19 protein-coding genes and 1 tRNA gene are annotated in these 22707 nt (G+C 63.5%); 9 read left to right on the top strand and 11 right to left on the bottom strand.

Annotated features, from left to right (window positions below):
• Positions 1-21 precede the first annotated feature (21 nt).
• The 3 genes from ACQE2J_RS13895 to ACQE2J_RS13885 all read right to left on the bottom strand — a co-directional run bounded on the left by ACQE2J_RS13895 (position 22) and on the right by ACQE2J_RS13885 (position 2599).
• Positions 22-987, bottom strand: a complete 966-nt coding sequence (locus tag ACQE2J_RS13895) for an FAD-dependent monooxygenase (RefSeq protein WP_426936497.1) — start codon at positions 985-987, stop codon at positions 22-24.
• Between the two features lie 35 nt (positions 988-1022).
• The gene (locus ACQE2J_RS13890; protein WP_135542783.1) at positions 1023-1628 is read right to left on the bottom strand and encodes a TetR family transcriptional regulator; all 606 of its coding nucleotides are present in this window, start codon (positions 1626-1628) and stop codon (positions 1023-1025) included.
• A 206-nt stretch (positions 1629-1834) separates the two neighbouring features.
• On the bottom strand, positions 1835-2599 hold the full coding sequence (locus tag ACQE2J_RS13885) for an HNH endonuclease family protein (RefSeq protein WP_135542781.1): 765 nt from the start codon (positions 2597-2599) through the stop codon (positions 1835-1837).
• A 216-nt stretch (positions 2600-2815) separates the two neighbouring features.
• On the opposite strand from ACQE2J_RS13885, the gene ACQE2J_RS13880 reads away from it, so the two are divergent.
• Positions 2816-4050 (top strand): IS3 family transposase gene (locus ACQE2J_RS13880; protein ID WP_426936496.1). Its coding sequence is split into 2 segments (ribosomal slippage): positions 2816-3101 and positions 3101-4050, totalling 1236 coding nucleotides; the frame shifts between segments, so codons are not numbered across the junction.
• A gap of 465 nt (positions 4051-4515) precedes the next feature.
• Here the strand turns inward: ACQE2J_RS13880 and ACQE2J_RS13875 are convergent.
• Entirely contained in the window at positions 4516-4719 is a 204-nt protein-coding gene (locus tag ACQE2J_RS13875; protein WP_240689594.1) for a helix-turn-helix domain-containing protein, read from the bottom strand.
• A 107-nt stretch (positions 4720-4826) separates the two neighbouring features.
• Here ACQE2J_RS13875 and ACQE2J_RS13870 point away from each other — a divergent pair, with 107 nt between their 5' ends.
• Positions 4827-5486: a hypothetical protein gene (locus ACQE2J_RS13870; RefSeq protein ID WP_426936495.1), complete on the top strand. Its 660-nt coding sequence runs from the start codon at positions 4827-4829 to the stop codon at positions 5484-5486.
• Entirely contained in the window at positions 5452-6660 is a 1209-nt protein-coding gene (locus ACQE2J_RS13865; protein ID WP_135537925.1) for a tyrosine-type recombinase/integrase, read from the top strand. The genes ACQE2J_RS13870 and ACQE2J_RS13865 overlap by 35 nt, the downstream gene beginning before the upstream one ends.
• Before the next feature lie 80 nt (positions 6661-6740).
• Here the strand turns inward: ACQE2J_RS13865 and ACQE2J_RS13860 are convergent.
• A tRNA-Leu gene (locus tag ACQE2J_RS13860) sits at positions 6741-6814 on the bottom strand.
• Between the two features lie 91 nt (positions 6815-6905).
• Between ACQE2J_RS13860 and ACQE2J_RS13855 the strand changes: the two genes are divergently transcribed.
• A complete protein-coding gene (locus ACQE2J_RS13855; RefSeq protein WP_135537927.1) occupies positions 6906-8216 on the top strand; it encodes an MFS transporter in 1311 nt (436 codons plus the stop codon).
• 67 nt (positions 8217-8283) lie between these two features.
• Positions 8284-9186 carry a polyphosphate kinase 2 gene (ppk2, locus tag ACQE2J_RS13850; RefSeq protein WP_135537929.1) on the top strand — a complete coding sequence of 301 codons (903 nt, stop codon included), beginning with the start codon at positions 8284-8286 and terminating at the stop codon, positions 9184-9186.
• 196 nt (positions 9187-9382) lie between these two features.
• Here ppk2 and ACQE2J_RS13845 read toward each other — a convergent pair whose 3' ends face one another.
• From ACQE2J_RS13845 to ACQE2J_RS13825, 5 genes are all read right to left on the bottom strand, one after another.
• Positions 9383-10531 (bottom strand): TIGR01906 family membrane protein, encoded by a 1149-nt coding sequence (locus tag ACQE2J_RS13845; RefSeq protein WP_426936494.1) that lies wholly within the window; start codon positions 10529-10531, stop codon positions 9383-9385.
• Positions 10532-10627: 96 nt separating this feature from the next.
• Entirely contained in the window at positions 10628-11554 is a 927-nt protein-coding gene (locus ACQE2J_RS13840) for an AEC family transporter (protein ID WP_426936493.1), read from the bottom strand.
• 107 nt (positions 11555-11661) lie between these two features.
• Positions 11662-11979 carry a hypothetical protein gene (locus tag ACQE2J_RS13835; RefSeq protein ID WP_135537935.1) on the bottom strand — a complete coding sequence of 106 codons (318 nt, stop codon included), beginning with the start codon at positions 11977-11979 and terminating at the stop codon, positions 11662-11664.
• 180 nt (positions 11980-12159) lie between these two features.
• On the bottom strand, positions 12160-12507 hold the full coding sequence (locus ACQE2J_RS13830) for a YidH family protein (protein ID WP_135537937.1): 348 nt from the start codon (positions 12505-12507) through the stop codon (positions 12160-12162).
• A complete protein-coding gene (locus ACQE2J_RS13825) occupies positions 12507-12899 on the bottom strand; it encodes a YidH family protein (RefSeq protein WP_135537939.1) in 393 nt (130 codons plus the stop codon). Before ACQE2J_RS13825 ends, ACQE2J_RS13830 begins: the two co-directional genes overlap by 1 nt.
• Positions 12900-13106: 207 nt before the next feature.
• Between ACQE2J_RS13825 and hrpA the strand changes: the two genes are divergently transcribed.
• Positions 13107-17291 (top strand): ATP-dependent RNA helicase HrpA, encoded by a 4185-nt coding sequence (hrpA, locus tag ACQE2J_RS13820; protein WP_426936492.1) that lies wholly within the window; start codon positions 13107-13109, stop codon positions 17289-17291.
• 124 nt (positions 17292-17415) lie between these two features.
• On the opposite strand, the gene ACQE2J_RS13815 is transcribed toward hrpA, so the two are convergent.
• Positions 17416-17787 (bottom strand): hypothetical protein, encoded by a 372-nt coding sequence (locus ACQE2J_RS13815; RefSeq protein WP_426936491.1) that lies wholly within the window; start codon positions 17785-17787, stop codon positions 17416-17418.
• Positions 17788-17912: 125 nt separating this feature from the next.
• On the opposite strand from ACQE2J_RS13815, the gene ACQE2J_RS13810 reads away from it, so the two are divergent.
• From ACQE2J_RS13810 to ACQE2J_RS13800, 3 genes are all read left to right on the top strand, one after another.
• Positions 17913-19505, top strand: coding sequence for a peptide chain release factor 3 (locus tag ACQE2J_RS13810; RefSeq protein WP_426936490.1), 1593 nt, complete (start codon positions 17913-17915; stop codon positions 19503-19505).
• Positions 19506-19660: 155 nt separating this feature from the next.
• Entirely contained in the window at positions 19661-20746 is a 1086-nt protein-coding gene (locus ACQE2J_RS13805; RefSeq protein WP_135537947.1) for an inositol-3-phosphate synthase, read from the top strand.
• Between the two features lie 284 nt (positions 20747-21030).
• A complete protein-coding gene (locus tag ACQE2J_RS13800; protein ID WP_426936489.1) occupies positions 21031-22605 on the top strand; it encodes an AbgT family transporter in 1575 nt (524 codons plus the stop codon).
• Positions 22606-22707: the final 102 nt, after the last annotated feature.

Raw genomic sequence — 22707 nt, 5'->3', positions numbered from 1 at the left:
CGGACCATCCGGGTGTCTCATCTAAGGCTGACACAGAGGGCCGCCTGCAGCGGAGTGCACATGGGCAGAGTCGCCAACGAGGAAGACACGGCGGTCGCGGTACCGTTCGGCCAAGCGAGTATTGCGTCCACTGAGCCGACGCAGCAGAGTTGGGCGGCCAATCGGTGGAGGTGTCAGTTTCACTGGCGCGCCAATGACTCTTTCGATGCTGTTTTCCATCTCAGCCATGGACATGCGTGTACCAGTTCCCGGGCAATTGCCGTCAGGTTCCTCTTCCCATTCCATGGTGTGTACTACAGGATTCTGTGGGTCCAGCATGGCGATCGTGAATACGCCCTGCTCTGTTCTGTAGAAGGTTCCCGGAATTCTCCCAAGTCCAGCTACATCTACCTCGCCTCCATCGACCGGAATGAACTGGTTGGACGGAGCGATCAACGCGGTGCGATCGACTATATGGCGGTCAGTATGACCGGGGAATCCAATCCCGGATTCCTTCCGTACGTTGCTCCTGGCCCCGTCGCTGCCGATCAGGTAGTCAGCGGTGATAATCGATTCGGTCCCAGCTTCTAGATCCGACAGGGTGACTTCGACATGGTCATCCGCCTGCGTAAACGACTTCATTTCGATGCCTCGGCGGATCTCGATGCCTAGTTCCTCGGCACGAACGTTCAACATTTGTTCAAAATCTCGTTGATTAATTGGCAACAAATGCATGGGGTTATCGTCGGCCAGCATATGCAGTGGAAGGGGCATTGCGCCGAAGAAGAACCCTGGAGCAGCTTCTGGAATCGATGTACCGCTGGCTCGTTCGAACAATCCACGGTGATCAAGCAAACGAACGACTTGTCCGGTCAAACCGTGTGCTTTGTCGTCTTGGCTGATGCTAGTGAGTCGTTCTATCACGAGTGGTTTTGCACCTGCGAGTTTGAGTTCGCATGCAACGAACACGCCGACTGGGCCACCGCCGACGATTATGACATCAAACATAGAGTTCCTTCTGGATTGGGTGAATAATGTGTGGCTCAGAGAGTGTGATCTAGACCCGCTCCCAGTTGTCGAAAGGACTCGGACAACTGGGAGAGGAGCGGCTGGGGCTCTTCTAGTCCGAGCCAGTGTTCCAACGTGGTTAATAGAGTTGATAGTGCCGCGTTTGCAACGAGGCAGGGGCGTGGATCGGTCGTGGTTGACACGCCGATCCGACGTGCTATTGCTGCGCCGAGCGTTGCAGTAGCAGCCCGAGCTCCGCGGTCGACCGCGGACTGCATTTCTGGGTCAGAGAGTATTTGAAGAAGTTCGTCGCGCTCGGACTGCGACGGAGATGTGTGTTTCGATTCCGTCTTGTACGGTTCGAGAATCACGTGCGTCACTGCTGTCCATATTGGTTCACTGGCCGGTCGGATTGACAAAGCGTCCGCCGCGGCTTGGGTGCGCGAGACATGGCGATCGGCAATAGCATCCTCCTTGCTGGAGAAATAGTTGCCGAATGTTCGCCGAGACACGCCCACACGGTTGACAATATCGACGACCCTCACATTGCTCAGGCCCCGTTCTCGAGCAAGAAGCACAGTCGTGAGGCTCAGGCTATTTCGCAGTGCAAGTCTCTTACTCTCCCTCAGCCCTGTTGTCATGACGTCAGCTTAGAATAATATTGCCTATCAGGCAATATTGCGCATTGGGCATGCAATGAAACTATGAAAAATGGGGGCAACAGGTTCTTGCACGGTTCAGAAGAATAGACTCTTGGTCGCCGGGGGCGGTCTGCAGAATGGTGTGCCATGAGCACGATCATGGCGTCAGAGACGATGCCCGCTATCTATTGAATAGATCGACCTGATCAGTTCTCACAGGTCTCGATCGTCGATGTCATGGCCTTGCGATCTGCCGGTGTCACAGGTAGTTCGTACTTGTCGGCGACGAATGCGTACCTGGCAACGAATGTGCAGTCGTAGGCGGGGTTGCCTGAGTCGGTGGGCATCCACTCTTCGGGGCCGAGGTCGGACTTCGACTGGTTGGCCGGACCATCGACAGCGATGAGGTTGTCGGGATCATTCGCGATTGCTTCGCGCTTGTCCTGGGACCAATCTTTGGCGCCCATGCGATAGGTGTACCCGAGTGCGACGATGTGTTCGATCTGAACCTCTGAGGAGGTGGACGGGCCGCGAGTGAATTCGATGGTCTCACCGGTGTAGGGGTCATCAAGTGTGCCGGTGGCTACTTGGCAATCATCGTCGTGGGAATAGGTGACGTCGTCGAAGTCTCGGTTGAGGATGTCGTTTCGCGTGTCGCCACAGAACGATGGGTCTGACGAATCATCACCGGTCAGCCAGGTTCCGTACTGCGGGACACGATCGTAGCCGTCCATCGATGAGGCTTCCTTGGTCTCCAGTGATGCGATAAGGGCGGTGGCCTTCTGCCGGTCCACGGTGCCGATGGTGGCTGTACCATCCGATCCGATGAGGTCGTTGAGTTCGACAGAGACTGAAGGGCCGGCCGGTGCGGCTTCATCGGCGGCCTTCGTGGAGTCAGTGTCGACGACGTTCGTGTAGAGGAAGAATGCGGCGATGGCCGCGGCGACGAGGGTGAAGATTGCTTTTCTCATACTGGCCACTGACGTGGGGAGACTGAATGGGTCCCCACGTCAGCGGCCAGTGATGCCTGGAGAACCTGTTGACGAACATGATTGTCTAGAGGAAAACGAAAGGGGCATGTGATGGTCAGCGTCACCACCGAACTCAGTGACGATCAGGCATTGGGGCTGATTGGGGTGTCATGATTTGAGTAGACAGCAGAACCCGATGAAAGGAAACTGCTGCACATGACTACCAGCCAATCCCCGCGGCGGCCCCGCAGAGAGTTCACCTCGGAGTTCAAGGCCGACGCCGTCGCGATGGTCACCGACCTCGGGAAGTCCCGAGCCGAAGTCGCCCGCGACCTCGACATCAACGAGTCGACGCTGGGCCGGTGGGTCGCGAAGGCCACTGGCACTGAAGGAACCGGCTCCGGATCAGCTCGACGCGCTCCCGACGCCAACAGTGATGACCCGGCCGAGATGGCCAAGGAAATCGCTCGTTTGAAGCAGGAGAACGCGTTCTTGAAAAAAGCCGCGGCCTTCTTCGCGAAGGAACAGCCGTGAGCGCGAAGTACGAGCTGATCCACACCGAAGAAGGCGCCTTCCCCGTCACCTTGATGACCCAGATTCTGGGAATTGAGCGCACCGGCTACTATGCGTGGAAGAACCGGCAGGACACCGAACCGGACCCTGAGTCCAGGCGTGGTCGCCGCCAGATCGTCGCCGACCGGGTCTACGCCCTGTGGTTGGCGTCGAACAAGGTCTACGGCATTCGCCGGATCCACAAGGATCTCGCAGCCGAAGGGATCACCGTTTCGCTGGGGTTGGTCGCTGCGATCATGCGCGAGCTCGGGATCGCGGGTGTCCAACCCCGGGCAACGAAGCGAACCACGATCCCTGCCGCCGATGCCCAGGACAGGGCGGATCTGGTGCGGCGGGAGTTCAACCCGCCGGTACCCACGACGCATCTGGTCAGCGACATCACTTATCTGAAGACGGGTGAGGGGTGGTTGTTCCTGGCCACGGTCATCGATCTCACGACCCGGATGGTGGTGGGGTGGGCGACGGCGAAGCATATGCGCACGAGTCTGATCATCGATGCTCTTAAGGTCGCCTACCAGGGCGGATACGTTGCCGAGGGCGCAATAGCGCATTCGGATCGAGGCAGCCAGTACACCTCTGCGGAGTATGCGGAAGTCGCACGATTGATGCAGGTTCGCTTGTCAGTGGGCAGGACTGGGGTGTGTTGGGACAACGCGGTCGCGGAGGCGTTTTTCGCTTCGTTGAAGAATGAGATGTTCCATCGTCAGCGATTCGCTACTCGCGCAAGGGCACGGCTGGCGGTCGCGGAGTATATCGAGGTGTTCTACAACCGGAAGAGGCGTCACTCGGCGTTGGGCTATGAGATCCCTGCCCGGGCGATGGAGTCGTTCTTCGATCGCACCGAGACGGAATCATCGGCAGCCGACCGGGCTGCTTGAGGAAATAGTGTTCTCCTGTCGAAACAACTTGACACAGTCCATTGTCTGGGACTGCGATGATCAGATGACTGCGGTCATGTTCCCACTTTGTGCCCATCGCCGCCGCGATGTCTGTGGACCGATAGCGCCAGAACTCCTTCAAAGATATGACCGCGTAGTCGAGCTCCTGCTGAAGCAGTGACTCGACCTCCCAGAGGTAGTTCAGCGCCCACAAGAGCGAGTTCGGATCGTCATGGTTGGCGTCGCGTGTCTGCCTCTCGGCGAAGCTCAACAGCAGATCGAGTCGTTTCCAAATATTGCGTCCCCCATCGTTCTGGGGTTCAGGATCCGTGTTGTCAAAGTTCTCAGTCACTGAATTTCCTCCTCCGGCGGGTGGTTGTGAGGTTGCGGCCCCAGTTGCCGCAGTTGTTTGTCGACGGCCGCATCGATTGGTTGCTCGGCCAGCGCGAACGCTGGATGAGGCCCTCATTCGGAGTCGGCGTCTTCTTGCATCGTCGAATACCAGTCATCGACGTCTTCGCGAGAGAAGCGAAGGTGGCGACCGATCTTATGTGCTGTCGGTCCGAACCCTTCGACGCGCCACTTGTAAATCGTCTGCTTCGGGATCCGCAGCTCGGCAGCAAGATCTTCCGCCGTCAGCCACCGTGTATCGCTCGTCGATGCTGTCACGGTCACCATCTCCTCGTGTTGCAGCGTTTGAAAACTATCGATGCAACAATCTTATCAGAGGATTGCACTGATTGCCGATGATTGGTGAAATTGCTAGGCTGGGTTCCATGAATTTCGCTGACCGACGCCCCGTACCAGTCGTGACCCCCGCCGAGAATGAAGGTTTGGTTGATGGCGATTGGGGGAAGGCAATAGGTCGCGCCGAAGGGCAGGCGGACCTTTGGCACCGCATCGATGCTTCCGGCGTGCCGTTTCCGCTTTGGGTGCGTGTTGCGCAGTCTGAGCACGGGGACTTTGTAATCACGGGAATGCTGCTTGGTGATCCGGAAGGGGGCCAGGCAATCGGCACCGGCGGCCTCTCCAAAATCGCGATCAATGACATCCTGTCGGCGATTGATGATGCTGACCGGTCAGGTGTCGGCGACTTTCGGGAGTATTCTCCGGAGTTCAACGGGCGGGTCCCGAGGCCCGGCGGTCAAGTGCTTGGTGACGACACCATCTATGAGGCGGCCACCGTGGCAACTCTGGTGAAGTGGTACGGCAAGGGACGCCCGGTGATCTCAACGACGGCTGAAGCGCTCAACGTCTCGCGAGCTACAGCCTCCCGACGCATCCAGCGTGCCCGCGACATGGGCTTGCTCGATCAAGCTGCCGAAGTCCTCGCAGGTGGGGATGGAGCGGCAAACGCCAAGATGGCTGAAGAGTACGGAATAGTCGAGCATACGGTGCACCTTGAAGACACCGACGATGGTGATGGGAATGCCTAGACCGCGTCTGGAGCTCGGAACGTGGGGCAGGATTACCCGAAAAGAGATTGCTGAGAATAGGTGGCGTGCGCGGGCACGGTTTCGTGATTTCACCGGTAAGACGAAGCAGCGTGAAGCCTATGGTGCGTCTGGGGCCAAAGCTGAGCGCAACCTCCTCAGGGCTCTGCGCAGCGAGGTTGATTCCGCGGGCGACTCGATAGCCGGAAGCACCACAGTGACCGCGCTGTCGAAGTTGTGGCTAGCCGACCCGGACCTCACTGAGAACTGCACGGCTCAGACCGTTGAGCGTTACACGGACAGCCTGAATAGGCATGTATTGCCGGCTCTGGGCGAATACATGCTCATGGAAGTGACTGTGTCCAGGGTTGATCGCTTCCTCCGGAATCTTGCAGTAGTGACGCCGGGGAACGCGAAGACCGCGAGGTCAGTGCTCAACGGCATGTTCAAGCTTGCGGTTCGTCACGACGCTGTCCGGTCGAATCCGGTGCGGGACGTACGTCTTCCTTCGAAGCCGAAGAAGCCCGTCGCGGCAATGAGTGTCGATGAGGTCGGGGCGCTTCGTGAGGGGTTGCGCGCCTGGCAAGACGGGGTGGGTTACCGCGGACCGCGGCGGGGGAGTGATTTGCTCGATGTCGTCGATGTGATGTTGGCAACCGGGCTTCGAATCTCCGAAGTTCTTGCGCTGCGATGGGGTGATGTCGACCTCGGGGACCAGCCAACCTTGACGGTCTCGGGCACGCTGGTTTACCTCAAGAAGAAAGGGCTTCTCCGGCAATCGCATACAAAGACCTCGAGTGGGTTCCGGATTCTCACTCTGCCTGCGTTTGCCGTGGAGGTGCTGCTTCGCCGCAGTGTCGAGGCGATTCCCACTGAATCGAACGCGGTTTTTCCATCCGGCAAAGGCACCTGGAAATGGCCGAACAACTATCGGCGAACGCTGAGAGCTGCGCTCAAGGATATCGAAAGTGACGGCCAGATCTCGCCGCATGTATTCCGGAAGTCCGTAGCCACACTCATCGACGCCGAAGCGACTCTCGAAGCGGCTGCTGCTGTGCTTGGTCACTCGGGTACAGCAGTCACTGCGAAGCACTATGTGAAGAAGGCGACCGCGGCTCCCGACATGTCGGAGATCCTCGATCGATTCGGCAAGAACCGAAACGAAAAAGATGGGTAACCGTGGGGTTCTCGACTCCTTATCGGAATCAGCTCATCCGCTTGGAAAGCATCATTGCAGGTCAGATGCATTTTGTAGGGTCCCCCCACTGGGATTCGAACCCAGACTGAATCGATTTTAAGTCGACTGCCTCTGCCGATTGGGCTATAGGGGGGAATGCTCAGAACACACTTTATCGGCAAACCGATGCCACCGCGATCTGAGACATTCCGCGCACGGCCCGAGGCCGCGGCTAGCCTGAACCAATGACGATGAACGGACCGAGCCGGCAGGCCTGGGTGATCCTCATCATCGGTGTCCTCACGCAGATGGCGGCGACGATCGCGATTGCGGGGCCGGCATTCCTCATCCCGTATATGCACTCCGACCTCGGGTTCACACTCACCCAAGCCGGGACGGTGGCCGCCGCCCCGAGTTTCGGTCTCATCCTCACCCTCATCGCGTGGGGTGCCTTCGCCGATCGCTACGGGGAGCGGTTGGCCATGACCCTGGGCATCGGACTGACCGCAGTGTTCTCGGCCGCCGCGGTCCTCGTCGTCGACTCACCGATCTGGATGGTCCTCGTCATCGCCGCCTCCGGCGCTGCTGCCGCGTCGGTGAATTCGGCCAGCGGCCGTGTCGTCACGGGCTGGTTCCCCCGCCACCGCCGCGGGCTGGCCATGGGGATCCGGCAGATGTCCCAGCCCTTGGGCACGAGCGTCGCGGCCGTGACCATCCCACCGATCGCCGCGGCCGGCGGCTTCCCCGCCTACCTCTGGTACGTCGCGGCCGTCACCGGTGCGCTCGCGCTCATCTGCTTCGCCCTCGTGCGGAACCCGCCCCAGCAGGAACCCACCCGCACCGAGGTGGCCGTCCTCGACCGCGCCACTGAACCAGGCAGCCCCGCCCCAGCCGGACCGGTCGTGTCTCGGAGTGACCCCGACCGGCCGGGGGCCGCCTCGGCGGGGGAGGGCAGCGGGGACTCCGCCTCGATGCTCAATCCCTACCGCAGCGATTCTTTCCTGTGGCGTATCCATGCGGTTTCGGCCCTCCTCGTCGTCCCGCAGTTCGCGTTCTCCACCTACGGTCTCGTGTGGCTCATCGCCGTCCACGACATCGGTGCGGGAACCGCGGGCGCGGTGGTCGCGACCGCGCAGATCGTCGGAGCCCTGGGGCGCATGCTCGTCGGCGGACTCTCGGACCGCGTCGGCTCGCGTGTCGGGCTCATGCGCATCGTCGCGATCGCCGCTGTCGTCTGTGTCGCGGCGATCGCCGTCCTCTCGCTCAAGGAGCTGCCCGTCGCCGCGGCCATCGTGTTCATCCTCGCCTCGGCGGTGTCGGTGGCCGATAACGGGCTCGCCTTCGCCTCGGTCGCCGAGGCGGCCGGCCCCCGCTGGTCGGGCAAGGCGATGGGTGCACAGAACACGGGACAGTTCGTCATGTCGGCGCTGCTGGGCCCCGGTTTCGGCGCACTCGTCACCGTCTTCGGCTACCCGCTGTCCTTCGGGCTCATCGCGCTCGCACCCCTGCTGGGCATCGGTATCATCCCCAGACGGGACATCGATCGCATAACCTGATATTCACCTCGCCGCGTTAGCGTGCACGAGGCACGACACCGTGGCGCCATCGGAAGGGAAGGACCTCGTGAACAACCTGTTCCAAGAGAATCTGCGGGAGTACATCGACAAACTCCGCCTCGAAGGCTACGCTGTTGAGGACAGTCAGACCACGGATCCTCACCTCATCGACCCGATGGGCCGCGCCGTCGAAACCTGGCGTGAAGGGTACCCGTACGGGGAGCAGATGGATCGTGAGACGTACGAACTCGAGAAATACCGACTGCAGGTCGAGCTGCTGAAATTCCAGTACTGGGGCCAGGACACCGGCGCCAAACACGTCATCGTCTTCGAAGGCCGGGACGCCGCTGGCAAGGGCGGGACGATCAAACGCTTCACCGAACACCTCAACCCGCGTGCCGCCCGCGTCGTGGCGCTGAACAAGCCCTCGGACCGGGAGGCCGGACAGTGGTACTTCCAGCGCTACATCTCCCACCTGCCCACGAACGGGGAGATCGTCATGTTCGACCGCTCCTGGTACAACCGGGCCAACGTCGAACGCGTCATGGGCTTCTGCACCGATGACGAATACGAGACGTTCATGGACCAGGCTCCTGTGTTCGAGAAGATGCTCATCGACTCCGGCGTCCACGTCACGAAATTCTGGTTCTCCGTGACCCAGCGGGAGCAGCGGACCCGGTTCGCGATCCGACAGATCGACCCGGTCAGGCGGTGGAAGCTCTCACCCATGGACCTCGAATCCCTCGACCGATGGGACGACTACACAGAAGCGAAGGAGGAGACATTCCGCCGCACGGACACCGATCATGCCCCGTGGATCACGATCAAGAGCAACGACAAGAAGCGCGCTCGACTCAATGCGATGCGCTACTTCCTCAACCAGTTCGACTACGAAGACAAGGACACCTCGGTCGTCTTCGAGGCCGATCCGCTGCTCGTCCGCCGCGGACGTGACGCCGTCGACGACTAGTCCCCGACGTCGATGACTGGTCCCGGACAGAGACTCGGCCGGGTGGAAGGGGAAAGACCACCCGGCCGGAACCGTGGAGCGGGACTCTCACCCGCACTGTCGCTTGTCGACGCTCATCTGCAGCCGACCATCTGAGTCTGAGGCCCGTCCGTCGCCGGTCACCTGCCGCAGCCGTGTCCGGCTCACCAGCAGAGACTCACGCGTCTGCGGCCTCCTTGCGTGCCCTGCGCAGAGCACGGCGCTTCTTGTGCCCGGTGAAGCTGGTGAAGAAGAGGATGATCGCCAGGAGGACGAACAGTCCGCCGCCGACGATTCCCGCATCGACCCAGAACTGCGGCGGGAACAGCCTGATCAGCGAGTCATCGGCGTAGAATTCCCACGTGCCGTCGGCGAAGAAGACCTTGTGGAATCCGCGGAAGAAACTGTCCCAGCCGAGTACGGCGACGACAGCGACGGCGGCCATGGCGATGATGCTGAAGATCGATCCCAGGCGCACTCCGGCGTGAATGCCCATCCCGTTGCGACGGCACATGTAGATGCCGAAGAGGACGGATCCGATGATCCCGACCAACGCCACGAGGTAGAGCAGAGAGATGAGGCCCTTGACGTCGGCCATATGGCTGAGCTCATCGGAGATGAAGACCGGCTCACCATTGGGCATGACGACATCGGCGAGGTAGCGCCGAGAGTCGAAGTTGTGCAGGTAGTCGACGACATACGTCCCGTAGTGCTCACGGTCGGCGGAACCGAAGCCGAACTGATCGGCCGGGAACCCGGGGCGGAAGTATTCGATCTTGAGGAAGATGCCCGAGGCGACGAAGCGGACCGCCAACGCCAAGAGGACGAAGGGGGTGGCGAGCATGATCCAGATCGTGCCGATGACGTCGAGGACCGAGCGGCGGCGTTCGGGCACTTCGGGATCCCGCGCATCGGTCGACGTCGCCGCCTTCGACACGGCGGCCCAATCCGCTTCGCTCATCACCGCGGTGCGTGCGTTCTCCGGAACCTCACGTGTGGTGCCGGTGTCGGTTGATGTCGCCGAGGCGGTGCTCGACGATGCGGTGCGATCAGTCGCCCGCGTGTTCGTCGTCGGCTGAGAGTGCGGATTCGCGGAATGGGCGGGAGCCACCCTCACCGGGCCCGTCGAGGGCTTGGCGTCCGCGGAATGCTTGGGGGCATCCTCGGCGATGGGATCCGTGATCGGATCGAACGCCTCGGTGTCGGTCGAGGGATCATTGGCCGCCTCCAGAGGGGCCTGCGACTGCTTCTCGGCAGCACTGGCAGACCCTGAACTCATCCGCCTGCTCAGGAGGTCTTCGGTCTCGTTCTTCTCGTCTCTGGACACACCCCCATTGTCAGCGACCCGAGGGGCTGAGCGGGGCAGGACACGCCACGGCGGCCGATTTCACCGCAGCCGGGCGTATTCCCGGGCGGACGAACCTCAACCCAGCAGGGCGGCGATGATGACGAGGGCGGGCACCGCTAGGACGGTGGTGATGAACACTGCGTCGCGCATGAGCGCCTCGGACTGCCGGTACTGCATCGAGTAGATGTAGACGTTCTGCGCGGTCGGCAGGGCCGAAGTCACGACGATCGCGAACAGGTCGACTCCCTCGTAGCCGAGCAGAGGACCGCCGATGACCCAGGCGATGAGCGGTTGACCGACGAGTTTGGCGACGGTGATGTATGTCAGTTGCGAGCGCGTGCCCTTGACGGGCAGGGCCCACCCGTCCTTGAGGGAGATGCCGAAGGCCAGCAGCGCTCCGGGTACGGCAGTGGCGCCGATCATGTCGATGGGTTCGAAGATGAACCGCGGCAGTTCGAAGCCCGTCGCCGAGGCGGCCACACCGGCTGCGGCGCCGAGGACGATCGGGTTTCTCAGCACTTGGAGGACCGTGGTGTACCAGTGGGAGTCGACCTGCTTCTTCCCCGCCCCGTCGAGGACAGCCATGCCGATCGGTGCGAGCACGAGCAGTTGGAAGAGCAGGACGGGAGCGACGTAGCCGATGTCGTGGAGGACGTAGGCGGCGATCGGGATGCCGAGGTTGCCGATGTTGACGTAGCTGGTCGCCCAGGCGGAGAACATCGCCTCACCGGTGCTGCGTCGGCGAATCCAGCGGGTGAGGACGAAGAGGAGGAGACCGACGATGATGGCCGAACCGCCGGTGGCGAACAGAGCCGTGTTGAAGATCAGCCCGAGGTCGGTGTCGGCGACGGTGACATAGAGCAGCGTCGGGGTGCCCGCGTAGAAGACGAGCTTCGCGATGACCTGCTGGCCGTGGGGTCCGAGGACGCCGGACCGTCCGAGGACGAATCCGGTGAGAATGACTCCGGCGATGACGGCGAAACCTTCGAACACAGCCAGCATGGGCTACTCGGGGTCCTCGCTTCCTGCGACCCGGTGGTCGGTCGTTGAGTCGGTCGGTCAGTCGGTGTGCCGGTCGATCGAGCTGTGCTCGGCGGCCGGCGTGTCAGTCAGTCCGCCTCGGCGATATCGGACACGAGGTAGGACGCGGCCGCACTGACGGCTCCGACGGCGAGCACTGACGGCCAGGCGCCGATCTTCTTCGCCAAGGGATGCGAGGCACCGAAGCCGCCGAGGTAGGTCAGGGCGAGCCCGGTCGCTGCCGGCCACCCCTTCTTCACATACCAGGAGCGGGCGGCATAGGCACCGGCCGCAGCGAGGACGACGCCGCCGAGCGGACGGATCCCGGTCTCGCGGGCGGTGAGGAAGCCGCCGATGAGACCGACGGCGACGAGTGGGGCGGTGGAGACTTCGCGTGCATCCTTCATGTGCTCAAGTCTATGCAGGTGGATCTGCGACCCGAACTGCGGTCTCACAACGAGGAACACCGGATCGATCGGAGACGGTCACGCTGCGTCGCGATGATGCGGATGCAGTCGGGCGAGCCTCGCGAGGGTACGGGCCCAGTCGAGCGAGTCTGCTGGTCGGCGCCAGGGCGGGCCCGCGGCTCAGCTCAGGGAGATCTTGATGACCGAGGCGATGCTCAGCGCCGCGATGAGGCACACCGCGGTGGTGAGGAATGCCACGGCCCACGGGGTGGGACGACCGCGCTCGGATCGGATCGAGACGGAACCCAGCCGGTAGCGCCTGACCTGCATGGCGATCGCTACGATCGCCAGGCCCATGCAGATGACGAAGATCGCCACCGACCAGCCTTGGAAGACATTGACGAACCGCATGAAGACGAGGCTCACGACCGTCATCGTCAGGCTTGTGCGCAGCCACGACTGCGTGGTGCGCTCCGGTTGCAGTGCCGGGTCGGAGTGCGGCTGCGGACGGGGCGGTCGGGAGGCCATCACAGCAGACCGGCGACGACCAGGACGAGCAGACCGGCACCCAGCGCCGTGGCGAGGCTGACGATGGGGATGATGAGCGGCAGCGGCAGAGAGGTCTTGCGCCGCATCGCCGATTCGATGCGGTGCCACCGGAAAGCGGCGCCGGCGGCGAGGACGAAGCCGATGACCATGAGTACGATCGACAAGGTGGCGCGCAGCGTGGTCGAGAAGATCTCCGAGGTGAAGGCCTCGACCGCGATTCCGCCGCCGATGAAGGCCAGAGCGGTGCGGATCCAGGACAGGAAGGTCCGTTCGTTGGCCAGGGTGAAACGGGGGTCCGGGTCGACTCCGTCCGGGAAGACCCGGCGGGCGATGCGGCTGCGGGAGTCCTCGGCAGAATTATGGTCACTCACACTTCGAGGATAGCGGTAGACCGTGTGCGGTGGGTATGGACGGCTGCCGACATGAGCGACGATGCCGCGATGAAGCCCGTGCTGCGGAGCATCGCCGACCGGTTTCGAGCCGGGGCAGGGGCAGACCAACCGCAGGGGCAGAGCAGCTGACGACCGTGCCCGGCTCCGCACCGCCTCGGCGGGGATGACGCTAAGCTGGGAGACGCAATGGCAGAAGAGAACCCGTCCCCGTCGACCACGCCAACGGACACGAACCCTCAGCAGCCGCCTCGGCGCCGGAACACCGGACGTGGGCGCTCGCAGCAGCGACGCAAGTCCACGGCCGCACACCACCAGCAGCGCCGGGCTCGGCTCAGGGACGCCCGCACGGCACACCCGGTCACCGTCACCTACCCCGAAGACCTGCCCGTCACCGCCGCGAGACACGAAATCGCCGAGGCGGTCCGGGACAACCAGGTCGTCATCATCGCCGGCGAGACAGGTTCGGGCAAGACCACGCAGCTGCCGAAGATCTGCCTCGACCTCGGACTCGGCGTCGACGGACTCATCGGACACACCCAGCCGCGGCGGATCGCTGCCCGGACCGTGGCGGAACGCATCGCCGACGAGCTCGACGAAGAACTCGGCAACACCATCGGCTACCAGGTGCGCTTCACCGCGCAGGTCGCCGACTCCACCCGGGTGAAGGTGATGACCGACGGCATTCTGCTCTCCGAACTCTCCCGCGACAGGCTGCTGCGCGACTACGAAGTCATCATCATCGACGAGGCGCACGAACGCAGCCTCAACATCGACTTCCTCCTCGGCTACCTCAAGGAGGTCCTCCACCGGCGCCCCGACCTCAAGGTCATCATCACCTCGGCGACGATCGACCCGGAATCGTTCTCCGCCCATTTCGATGACGCTCCGATCATCTCTGTCGAGGGTCGGACCTACCCCGTGGAAGTCCGCTACCGTCCGCTCGGGGATGACCCGGCCGCTGGCGATGATGACCTGGAGGGGCCCGGCGATTCCGGCAACTACGCGACGGGAGTCGAGGAGCAGACCGAAGGCATCATCTCCGCCGTCGACGAGCTCGCCGCCGAAGCCCCCGGCGACATCCTCGTCTTCCTCTCCGGCGAGCGCGAGATCCGCGATACCGCCGAGGCGCTCGAAGACCACCTGCGCAGTCGTCCGAAAATGAGCAGCTGGGAGGTCGTGCCGCTGTTCGCCCGTCTCTCTGCCGGGGAACAGCAGAAGGTCTTCCAACCGCATTCGCGTCCTCGCATCGTGCTGGCCACCAACGTTGCTGAGACCTCGCTGACGGTGCCCGGCATCAAATTCGTCATCGATGTCGGCACCGCCCGCATCTCCCGGTACTCCAACCGCACCCGGGTGCAGCGGCTGCCGATCGAGCGGATCTCCCAAGCCAGTGCCAACCAGCGCAAGGGCCGGTCGGGGCGGACGAGCGAAGGCATCTGCATCCGGCTGTACTCGGAAGAGGACTTCGAATCCCGACCTGAGTTCACTGATCCGGAGATCCTGCGCACGAACCTCGCCAGCGTCATCTTGCAGATGGCGTCGCTCGGTTTCGCCTCCAGCGACCAGGAGATCCTCGACTTCCCGTTCCTCACCCCTCCGGAGGCCCGAGCCGTCCGTGACGGCCGAACGATGCTCACCGAGCTCGGGGCCCTGACCAGCGACAGCACGGGCAGAATCCACGTCACCGAGATCGGTCGGAAACTCACCGTGCTCCCGATCGACCCCCGACTGGCCCGGATGGTCATCGCCGGTGCGCAAGCCGGATGTGGGGGAGAGGTCACCGTCATCGTCGCCGCTCTGTCCATCCAGGACCCGCGAGAACGTCCCGCGGAGGTGCGTGCCGCCGCCGATGAGAAACACGCCCGGTTCACCCATCGCGGCAGCGACTTCCTGTCCTACCTCAACCTGTGGAACTACCTGCAGAGCCTGCAGGCCGACATGGGGTCGTCGAAGTTCCGCCGCCGGTGCAAGACCGAGTTCCTCAACTTCGTGCGCATCCGCGAATGGCAGGACCTCGTGGGACAGCTGCGTTCGCTGCTCGGCTCGGCGGGGATCCGCATCGAGAAGTCCGTCTGGCAGCCGACGGACGATGAGTCGCAGGCTGACCCGGCCGGCCGCCCGTCCGGCCGGGGCTCTGCGGGCTCTGGGTCGGGCAAGATCGGATTCGCCGAGCTCAGTGCGGCCAAACGCAGTGCCAAGAAGCAGGGGCTCACCGGCTCTGCCGGGGCGACCGGCAAACAGGTGGCCGCCGTGAAGCTCGACCCGCATGCCGCTGCGATCCACCGGTCCCTGCTCACCGGGCTGCTGACGATGATCGGCTCCCGTTCCGAACGTCACAAGGACTATCAGGGTGCTCGCGGCACCCGCTTCGCGATCTTCCCGGGGTCGGGACTGTTCAAGGTCAACCCGGACTTCGTCATGGCCGCCGAACTCGTCGAGACCTCCCGCCTGTGGGCCCGCACGGTCGCGGCGATCGACCCGGACTGGGTTGTTGAGGCCGCCGGTGATCTGGTGACCCGACAGCATTCGGATCCGCACTGGTCGACGAAGGCCGGTGCCTCGATGGTCTATGAGAAGATCTCGCTCTACGGAGTCACACTCGTCAATGACCGCCGCGTCGGATACGGGCAGTTCGACCGGGAAGCCGCCCGCGATATGTTCATCCGCAAGGGACTCATCGAAGGCGACTGGCACGAACGCTTCGGGTTCCTCGACCACAATGCCGCAGTCATCGACGACGCCGAAGAACTGGCTTCGCGCACACGCAACCGCCGCGTGCTCGACCAGGACGATGCCCTCTTCGAATTCTTCGATGAACGGATTCCGGAGGGGATCACCTCGGCGGCGGACTTCCGATCGTGGTGGAAGAAGCAGAAGCGACGGGACTCCCACCTGCTCGACCTCACCACCTCGGTGCTGCTCAGCGATGACAGCGAAGAGCTCACCGCCTCGGTGGCCTCGGATTTCCCGATGGAATGGGAACTGGCCGACGGCACCCGGGCCAAGCTGCGCTATTCCTTCGACCCCGGAAGCACCGACGACGGGGTGACCGTCGAAATCCCCGCCGAGGCGGTTCCCGCCGTCGACGTCGAAGACTTCAGCTGGCAGGTGCCGGGGCTGCGCGAAGAACTCGTCGCCGCCTATATCCGGTCGCTGCCGAAGAACAAACGCCGCTACTTCGTTCCCGCGCCCGACGTGGCCCGCGAGATTCTGCCGGCGCTGACCCCATACCAAGGGAGTCTGCCGGAAGTGCTCGCCGCGCATCTGAGCGAGCGTGCCGGCGGGGGAGGCCTGCACGATCTGGTGCCGATCACGGTCACTGCCGCCGACTTCGACCGCTCGCGGATCCCCGCTCATCTGCGGCTGACGTTCCGTGTCGTCGACGGGACGAAGACCGTCGGGCTCGGTGAAGATCTCGCCGCACTGAGCACTCGAGCCAAACCGCAGGTGCGCAAGGCGCGGCAGAAGCAGACCTCGTTCACACCGAAGACCGGGCAGACGGAGTGGTCGTTCGGCGAACTCGGTGACCCGGACCAGGCAGCGGCCGGTGCCGTCCCCGGACTGGCCGATCGGTCGAAATCCGTCGACCTCGTGGCCTTCGACACCGCACTCGAAGCCCGGATCGCCACCCGAGAAGCGCTCATCACACTGCTGTCACTGCACACCGGTGACACGCTCAAATACCTCCAGGACGGGCTGACGACCGAGGAGAAGCTCATCCTCGCCGGTCACCAGAAGTCCGCAGACGAACTGCTCACCAGCCTCGTCCGCGTCGGAATCCGCGGACTCGTGGCTGACAGGCTGGGTCCGGCGGAGTCCTCGTGGGTGTCCACGGCGGAGCAATTCGCGCGACTGCGCACGGACGTTCACGCCCAGCTGCCGCTGAGCTGCGTCGAGCTGCTGTCGTCGCTGCTGAAGGCGCTCAACGCGGCAACCGAGCTCGACAAGCTCGTGTCGAAGGCCTCCTCGTTGACGATCCTGTCCAACCTCGCCGATGTGAAGGCATGGAGAGGATCGCGGACGAGCGCGGCGGCAGTGGCGGCGATGACTCCGCAGATGCTGCGCGAGCTGCCCCGCTGGGTGCAGGCCGAAGTGGTGCGCATCGGCGGAATGCAGGATTCACCGATCCGTGACAAGCAGCTCATGGACCGCGTGACCGGCTGCGGCGATGATGTGGTCAAGAAGATCGGCAACCGCTTCCCGCCGCTGGCGAAGGCCGAGTGGTCGCAGCTCGTCGTGTCTCTCCCCGCTGCGTGGGTCGAGGTCGTCACGATGCTCGAAGAGCTGCGAGTCTCACTGTTCGCGAATTCGCTGGGCACCGCACACCCGGTGTCGGAGAAGCGCATCGCGAAGGCTCTCGCCCAGCTCTGACACCGGCCGTCAGCTGGAGGAGGTGCCGCTGGGAGTGCGGAGTGCCCGCAGCGGTGAGGAACGGCGGTCAGGCGGTGGGCCGGCGGTCGGGCGGCGGGACGGCGGACAGACAGAGGGACTGCGGTCAGGCCGCCGGATGGACCAGCCAGTCGACAGCAGCCCACATCGGAACGACAGCAGCGGCGAGGAACGCGGCGACCGCCCACCAGGTGCGCCATTTCCAGGTGCGGCGACGGGTGCCGATGAAGAGGAACCCGATCCAGAAGACCACGCAGAACGCTCCGGAGAGACTGAGCAGCACGAGGCCGGCGGCCTCCCACCCGGAGGTGCCGATATCGAAGATGTACTTCGTCACCTGGGCGATCTGAAGCGAGAACATGATGGCGAACGCAAGCAGCGGTGCACCGAGCACGCCCGCGACGATCAGCGGTAGGGCCTTGAGCCAGCGTTCCTTCGGTTCCGAACGGCCGGCATATTCAACGAATTCCTCAGACATCGCCACCAGCATATGGGCAGAATCCGACAAGACGCTGGACGCTCCGCCCTTCCGCGAACCTCAGCCCCGGCCACTGTGACTGAACGGACACGCCGGACGGAGAAGAAGAACGATAGGATATTTTGGTGACTTCTGGCCAGTATTCCGACAAGGACATCCGACACGAGGCGGCCCGCCGCCGCACGTTCGCTGTCATCTCCCACCCCGACGCGGGCAAATCGACGACCACCGAGGCGCTCGCCCTGCACGCACGCGCCATCGGGCAGGCGGGAGCCACCCACGGCAAGGCCGGCCGCCGCGCCACAGTCTCCGACTGGATGCAGATGGAGCAGGACCGCGGCATCTCGATCTCCTCGGCAGCGCTGCAGTTCGAGTACCGCGATGCCGTGTTCAACCTCGTCGACACCCCCGGTCACGCCGACTTCTCCGAAGACACCTATCGGGTGCTCTCGGCCGTCGACTGCGCCGTCATGCTCATCGACGCGGCGAAAGGCCTCGAGACGCAGACGATGAAGCTCTTCGAGGTCTGCGCTCACCGCAACATTCCGATCATCACCGTCGTCAACAAGTGGGACCGACCGGGCCTCGACGCGCTCGAGCTCATGGACGAAGTCCAGCAGCGCACCGGCCTCCTGCCCACCCCGATCACCTGGCCCGTCGGTCAGTCGGGAGACTTCCGCGGTGTCCTCGACCGGACCACCGGCGAATACACGAAGTACACCCGAACCGACGGCGGTGCGACCATCGCCGGTGAGGAGAGCTTCCCCGCCGACGCCGCCGCGGAGCTCGAAGGCGATGCCTGGGCCACGGCCGTCGACGAATCGGATCTGCTGGAGATGGAGGACCAGAACCACGACCAGGAGACGTTCCTTGCCGGCAAGACGACCCCGGTGATGTTCGCTTCCGCAGTCCTCAACTTCGGCATCCACAAACTCCTCGACATGCTCGTCGACTTCGCCCCCGCCGCCGAGGCACGCCTGGACAGAGATGACGAGCCCCGTCCCGTGGACGCCCCGTTCTCCGGGTTCGTCTTCAAGGTCCAAGCCGGAATGGACTCGAACCACCGTGACCGGCTCGCCTATATCCGCGTCTGCTCCGGAGTGTTCGAACGCGGGAGCGTCCTCACCCATGCGAGCACCGGCAAACCCTTCGCCACGAAGTATGCGCAGCAGGTCTTCGGCCGCGACCGTGACGTCGTCGACGAGGCCTTCCCCGGTGACGTCGTCGGCCTCGTCAACGCCTCCGCCCTCCGTGTGGGAGATTCGCTCTACCTCGACAAGAAGGTCGAATTCCCAGGGATCCCGACGTTCTCTCCCGAGCACTTCATGGTCATCCGGGCCAAGGATTCCTCGAAGTACAAACAGTTCCGCCGCGGCATCGAACAGCTCGACCACGAAGGCGTCATCCAGGTGCTGCGTTCGGAGCTGCGCGGAGATCAGGCGCCGGTGCTCGGTGCGGTCGGCCCCATGCAGTTCGAAGTCGCCGAAGACCGGATGACAAATGAGTTCAACGCCCCGTGCACCCTCGAACGGCTCAATTTCTCGCTGGCCCGTCGCACCACACCAGAATGCGTGCCGACTCTGGCCCGGGAACGCTCGGTCGAGGTGCTGCACCGTTCGGACGGAGAGCTGCTCGCACTGTTCTCCGACCGGTGGCGGCTGCAGGGTGTGCAGAAGAATCACCCGGACCTGGTCCTCGAACCGCTGGTCGTCAGCTGAGACGACGGCTGCCGCGATCGGATGCCGATGCTCGGCATTTTGACGGGGTCACTATTATGGATGGGCGGGCCCGCAATCATGAGGACCTGCTTGGGGAAACCGTCCGTGGGACCAGTCCTGCCGCCCGGTGAGACCCGAAAAGACAAAGGAGAGATGTGGCAACGAAATCGATACGAGTCGCGATTGCCGGATTGGGCAACTGCGCCTCCTCCCTGATCCAAGGTGTGGAGTACTACCGGAACGCGGCCCCGGGGACGAAGGTGCCCGGCCTCATGCACGTGGAGTTCGGGGACTATCACGTCGGTGACATCGATTTCGTTGCCGCCTTCGACGTCGACGGTAAGAAGGTCGGCGTCGACATCGCCGAGGCGATCACCGCCAGCGAGAACAACACCATCAAACTCACCGATGTGGAACCGACCGGCATCGAGGTGCTGCGCGGACCGACCCTCGACGGGCTCGGGGAGTACTACCGCGACACGATCGTCGAATCCGATCGTGACCCGGCCGACGTGGTCAAGGCACTCAAGGACGCCGAAGCGGACGTGCTCGTGTGCTACCTGCCCGTCGGTTCCCAGCAGGCAGTCGAGTTCTACGCTCAGGCCGCCATCGACGCGAAGGTCGCCTTCGTCAACGCCCTGCCCGTCTTCATCGCCGGAACCAAGGAGTGGGACGAGAAGTTCCGTGCCGCGGGCGTCCCGATCGTCGGCGACGACATCAAATCCCAGATCGGCGCGACCATCACCCACCGGGTGATGGCGAAGCTGTTCGAAGACCGCGGCGTCGTCCTCGACCGCACCTACCAGCTCAACGTCGGCGGCAACATGGACTTCAAGAACATGCTCGAGCGGCAGCGCCTCGAGTCGAAGAAGATCTCGAAGACCCAGGCCGTGACCTCGAACACCTCGGCGCAGCTGTCCGACCGTGACGTCCACATCGGACCCAGCGACTACGTCGAATGGCTCGACGACCGCAAGTGGGCCTTCGTCCGTCTCGAGGGCCGCAACTTCGGCGACGCGCCGGTGTCCCTGGAGTACAAACTCGAGGTGTGGGATTCCCCGAACTCCGCCGGCGTCATCATCGATGCCGTGCGTGCCGCGAAGATCGGCCTCGACCGCGGCATCGGCGGAGCTCTCATCTCCGCATCCTCCTACTTCATGAAGTCGCCCCCGGAACAGCAGGACGACGACGCCGCCCACGAAGCGGTCGAAGCGTTCATCCGCGGAGACCTCGAACGCTGATATCGCCGAGGCGGCCCCACCCGTTCGCGGGTGCTCAGTCGCCATTCGGCCGATGAGGGCGCCGATCGCAGATCCTGCGATCGGCGCCCTCCGCCATTCCTCCCCGCCTCGGTGAGGGCTCACCCGCCGCGGTACGGACACGGGGCACCGACCCTGTATCCGGAATATGAGATCGACGAGACGCAACGACGTTTGTCCAGGACACTTGTCTCCTCGAAGTGATCGCACTCACATGTGCCTCACTGGCCAGCACCGACCGGTGCCACCGAGACCGAGGAGACCCGATGTCGAGTACCCCCGCCGCCGACGAGAAGAAGAGCGGCAAGTCCGAGCTCAACTGGCTCATGCGCCTGCTCGTCATCATCGAGAAGGCCGGCAACAAGCTGCCGCACCCGTTCTGGCTGTTCCTGTCCCTGGCCGTCATCGTCATGATCCTCTCGGCGATCTTCTCGGCCTCAGGACTCAGCGCCGTCAACCCGGCCACGGACGAGAAGGTGACGGTGACGAACCTCTTCGCCACCGATTCGCTGCGCGAGATCGTCGCAGGCGCCACGAACAACTTCGTCACCTTCCCACCGCTCGGGCTCGTGCTCATCGTGCTCATCGGCGTAGCCGTGGCCGAACAGTCCGGGCTCATCCCGGCGATGCTGCGCGGAACGATCGCCGGGGCCTCCCCGAAGTGGATCACCTTCATCGTCGCCTTGGCAGGAACCGCCTCGTCGATCGCCTCCGACGCCTCGTACATGATCATGATCCCGCTCGGCGGGCTCGCGTTCAAAGCCGTCGGCCGCAACCCCCTGCTCGGCTGCCTCGTCGCCTACGCGGCGACTTCGGGCGGATATTCGGCCGCACCGATGGTCAACTCGCTCGACACGATCCTCGGCGGCCTGTCGACTTCGGCCGCGCAGATCATCGACGCCGACTACACGGTCAGCCCGGTCGCGAACTTCTACTTCAACTTCGTATCGATGTTCGTCGTCGCCGCGGCCGTGACACTGGTGACCGAGCTCCTCCTGTCCAAACGAGCCGACCAGATCGAACTCGACGATGAGACCGAAGACGACAGCTTCGACGTCAAGATGGAACTCGACGGCAACGAGAAGCGCGGCATGGTCATCGCCGTCATCAGCATCATCGTCTGCGCCGGTGTGCTCTTCGCTCTCGCCTGGCCGGCCGGGTCGTTCCTCCGCGACGAAGCCGGCGGCTTCGGCCCGGAATCGGGTCTGATGGCCGGAATCGCCGCGATCATCGGCTTCGGCTTCTTCATCGTCGGCATCGTCTACGGCTACGCGACCGGATCGATCAAGCGCACCGCCGACATTCCCGAGATGATGAGCAAGGGGCTGCTGCCCTTCGTGCCCGTCATCGTCCTGTTCTTCGCCGCCAGCCAGTTCCTCGCCCTGTTCAAGATGTCCAACCTCGGCGAGATCCTGGCGATCAAGGGTGCCGAGATCTTCGGAGCCCTCAACACGGGACCATTCATCATCCTGCTCGGCGGTTGGCTGCTCGTGGCCGTCGGCGCCCTCTTCCTCACCTCCGGTTCGGGACTGTGGACGCTCATGGCCCCCGTGCTCGTGCCGATGTTCATGCTCCTGTCGATCGCCCCGGAGACCACTCAGGCGCTCTACCGCATCGGCGACTCGACGACGAACATCATCTCCCCGATGAGCCCCTACTTCGTCGTGGTCCTCGGGTTCGTACAGCGGTACAAGAAGGACGCCGGCATCGGCACAGTGCTCTCCTTCACGATCCCGCTGTCGTTCGCGATGTTCATCCTGTGGGGACTGCTGTTCTTCATCTGGTGGGCGACCGGCATTCCCTGGGGTCCGGGAGCGGCCACTCACTATCACATGGGCTGAGCCCGAACACGGGAATTCTGCAGCCGCTGCGAGCGTTGCTCGCCACAGGATCACGATCATGCAACGTCGGGCGACGCGGGCTGGAATCCACAGTTCCCGTCC

The sequence above is a fragment of the Brevibacterium sp. LE-L genome, from assembly GCF_050214925.1.
Taxonomy (GTDB): domain Bacteria; phylum Actinomycetota; class Actinomycetes; order Actinomycetales; family Brevibacteriaceae; genus Brevibacterium.
The sequence above is the reverse complement of the archived record's forward strand: the minus strand, read 5'-3'. Positions and strand labels throughout refer to the sequence as shown.

Coding starts and splice junctions, on each gene's coding strand:
- ACQE2J_RS13895 (WP_426936497.1), bottom strand. CDS start 987: ATGTTTGATGTCATAATCGTCGGCGGTGGCCCAGTCGGCGTGTTCGTT.
- ACQE2J_RS13890 (WP_135542783.1), bottom strand. CDS start 1,628: ATGACAACAGGGCTGAGGGAGAGTAAGAGACTTGCACTGCGAAATAGC.
- ACQE2J_RS13885 (WP_135542781.1), bottom strand. CDS start 2,599: ATGAGAAAAGCAATCTTCACCCTCGTCGCCGCGGCCATCGCCGCATTC.
- ACQE2J_RS13870 (WP_426936495.1), top strand. CDS start 4,827: ATGAATTTCGCTGACCGACGCCCCGTACCAGTCGTGACCCCCGCCGAG.
- ACQE2J_RS13855 (WP_135537927.1), top strand. CDS start 6,906: ATGACGATGAACGGACCGAGCCGGCAGGCCTGGGTGATCCTCATCATC.
- ACQE2J_RS13840 (WP_426936493.1), bottom strand. CDS start 11,554: ATGCTGGCTGTGTTCGAAGGTTTCGCCGTCATCGCCGGAGTCATTCTC.
- ACQE2J_RS13835 (WP_135537935.1), bottom strand. CDS start 11,979: ATGAAGGATGCACGCGAAGTCTCCACCGCCCCACTCGTCGCCGTCGGT.
- ACQE2J_RS13830 (WP_135537937.1), bottom strand. CDS start 12,507: ATGGCCTCCCGACCGCCCCGTCCGCAGCCGCACTCCGACCCGGCACTG.
- hrpA (WP_426936492.1), top strand. CDS start 13,107: ATGGCAGAAGAGAACCCGTCCCCGTCGACCACGCCAACGGACACGAAC.
- ACQE2J_RS13815 (WP_426936491.1), bottom strand. CDS start 17,787: ATGTCTGAGGAATTCGTTGAATATGCCGGCCGTTCGGAACCGAAGGAA.
- ACQE2J_RS13800 (WP_426936489.1), top strand. CDS start 21,031: ATGTCGAGTACCCCCGCCGCCGACGAGAAGAAGAGCGGCAAGTCCGAG.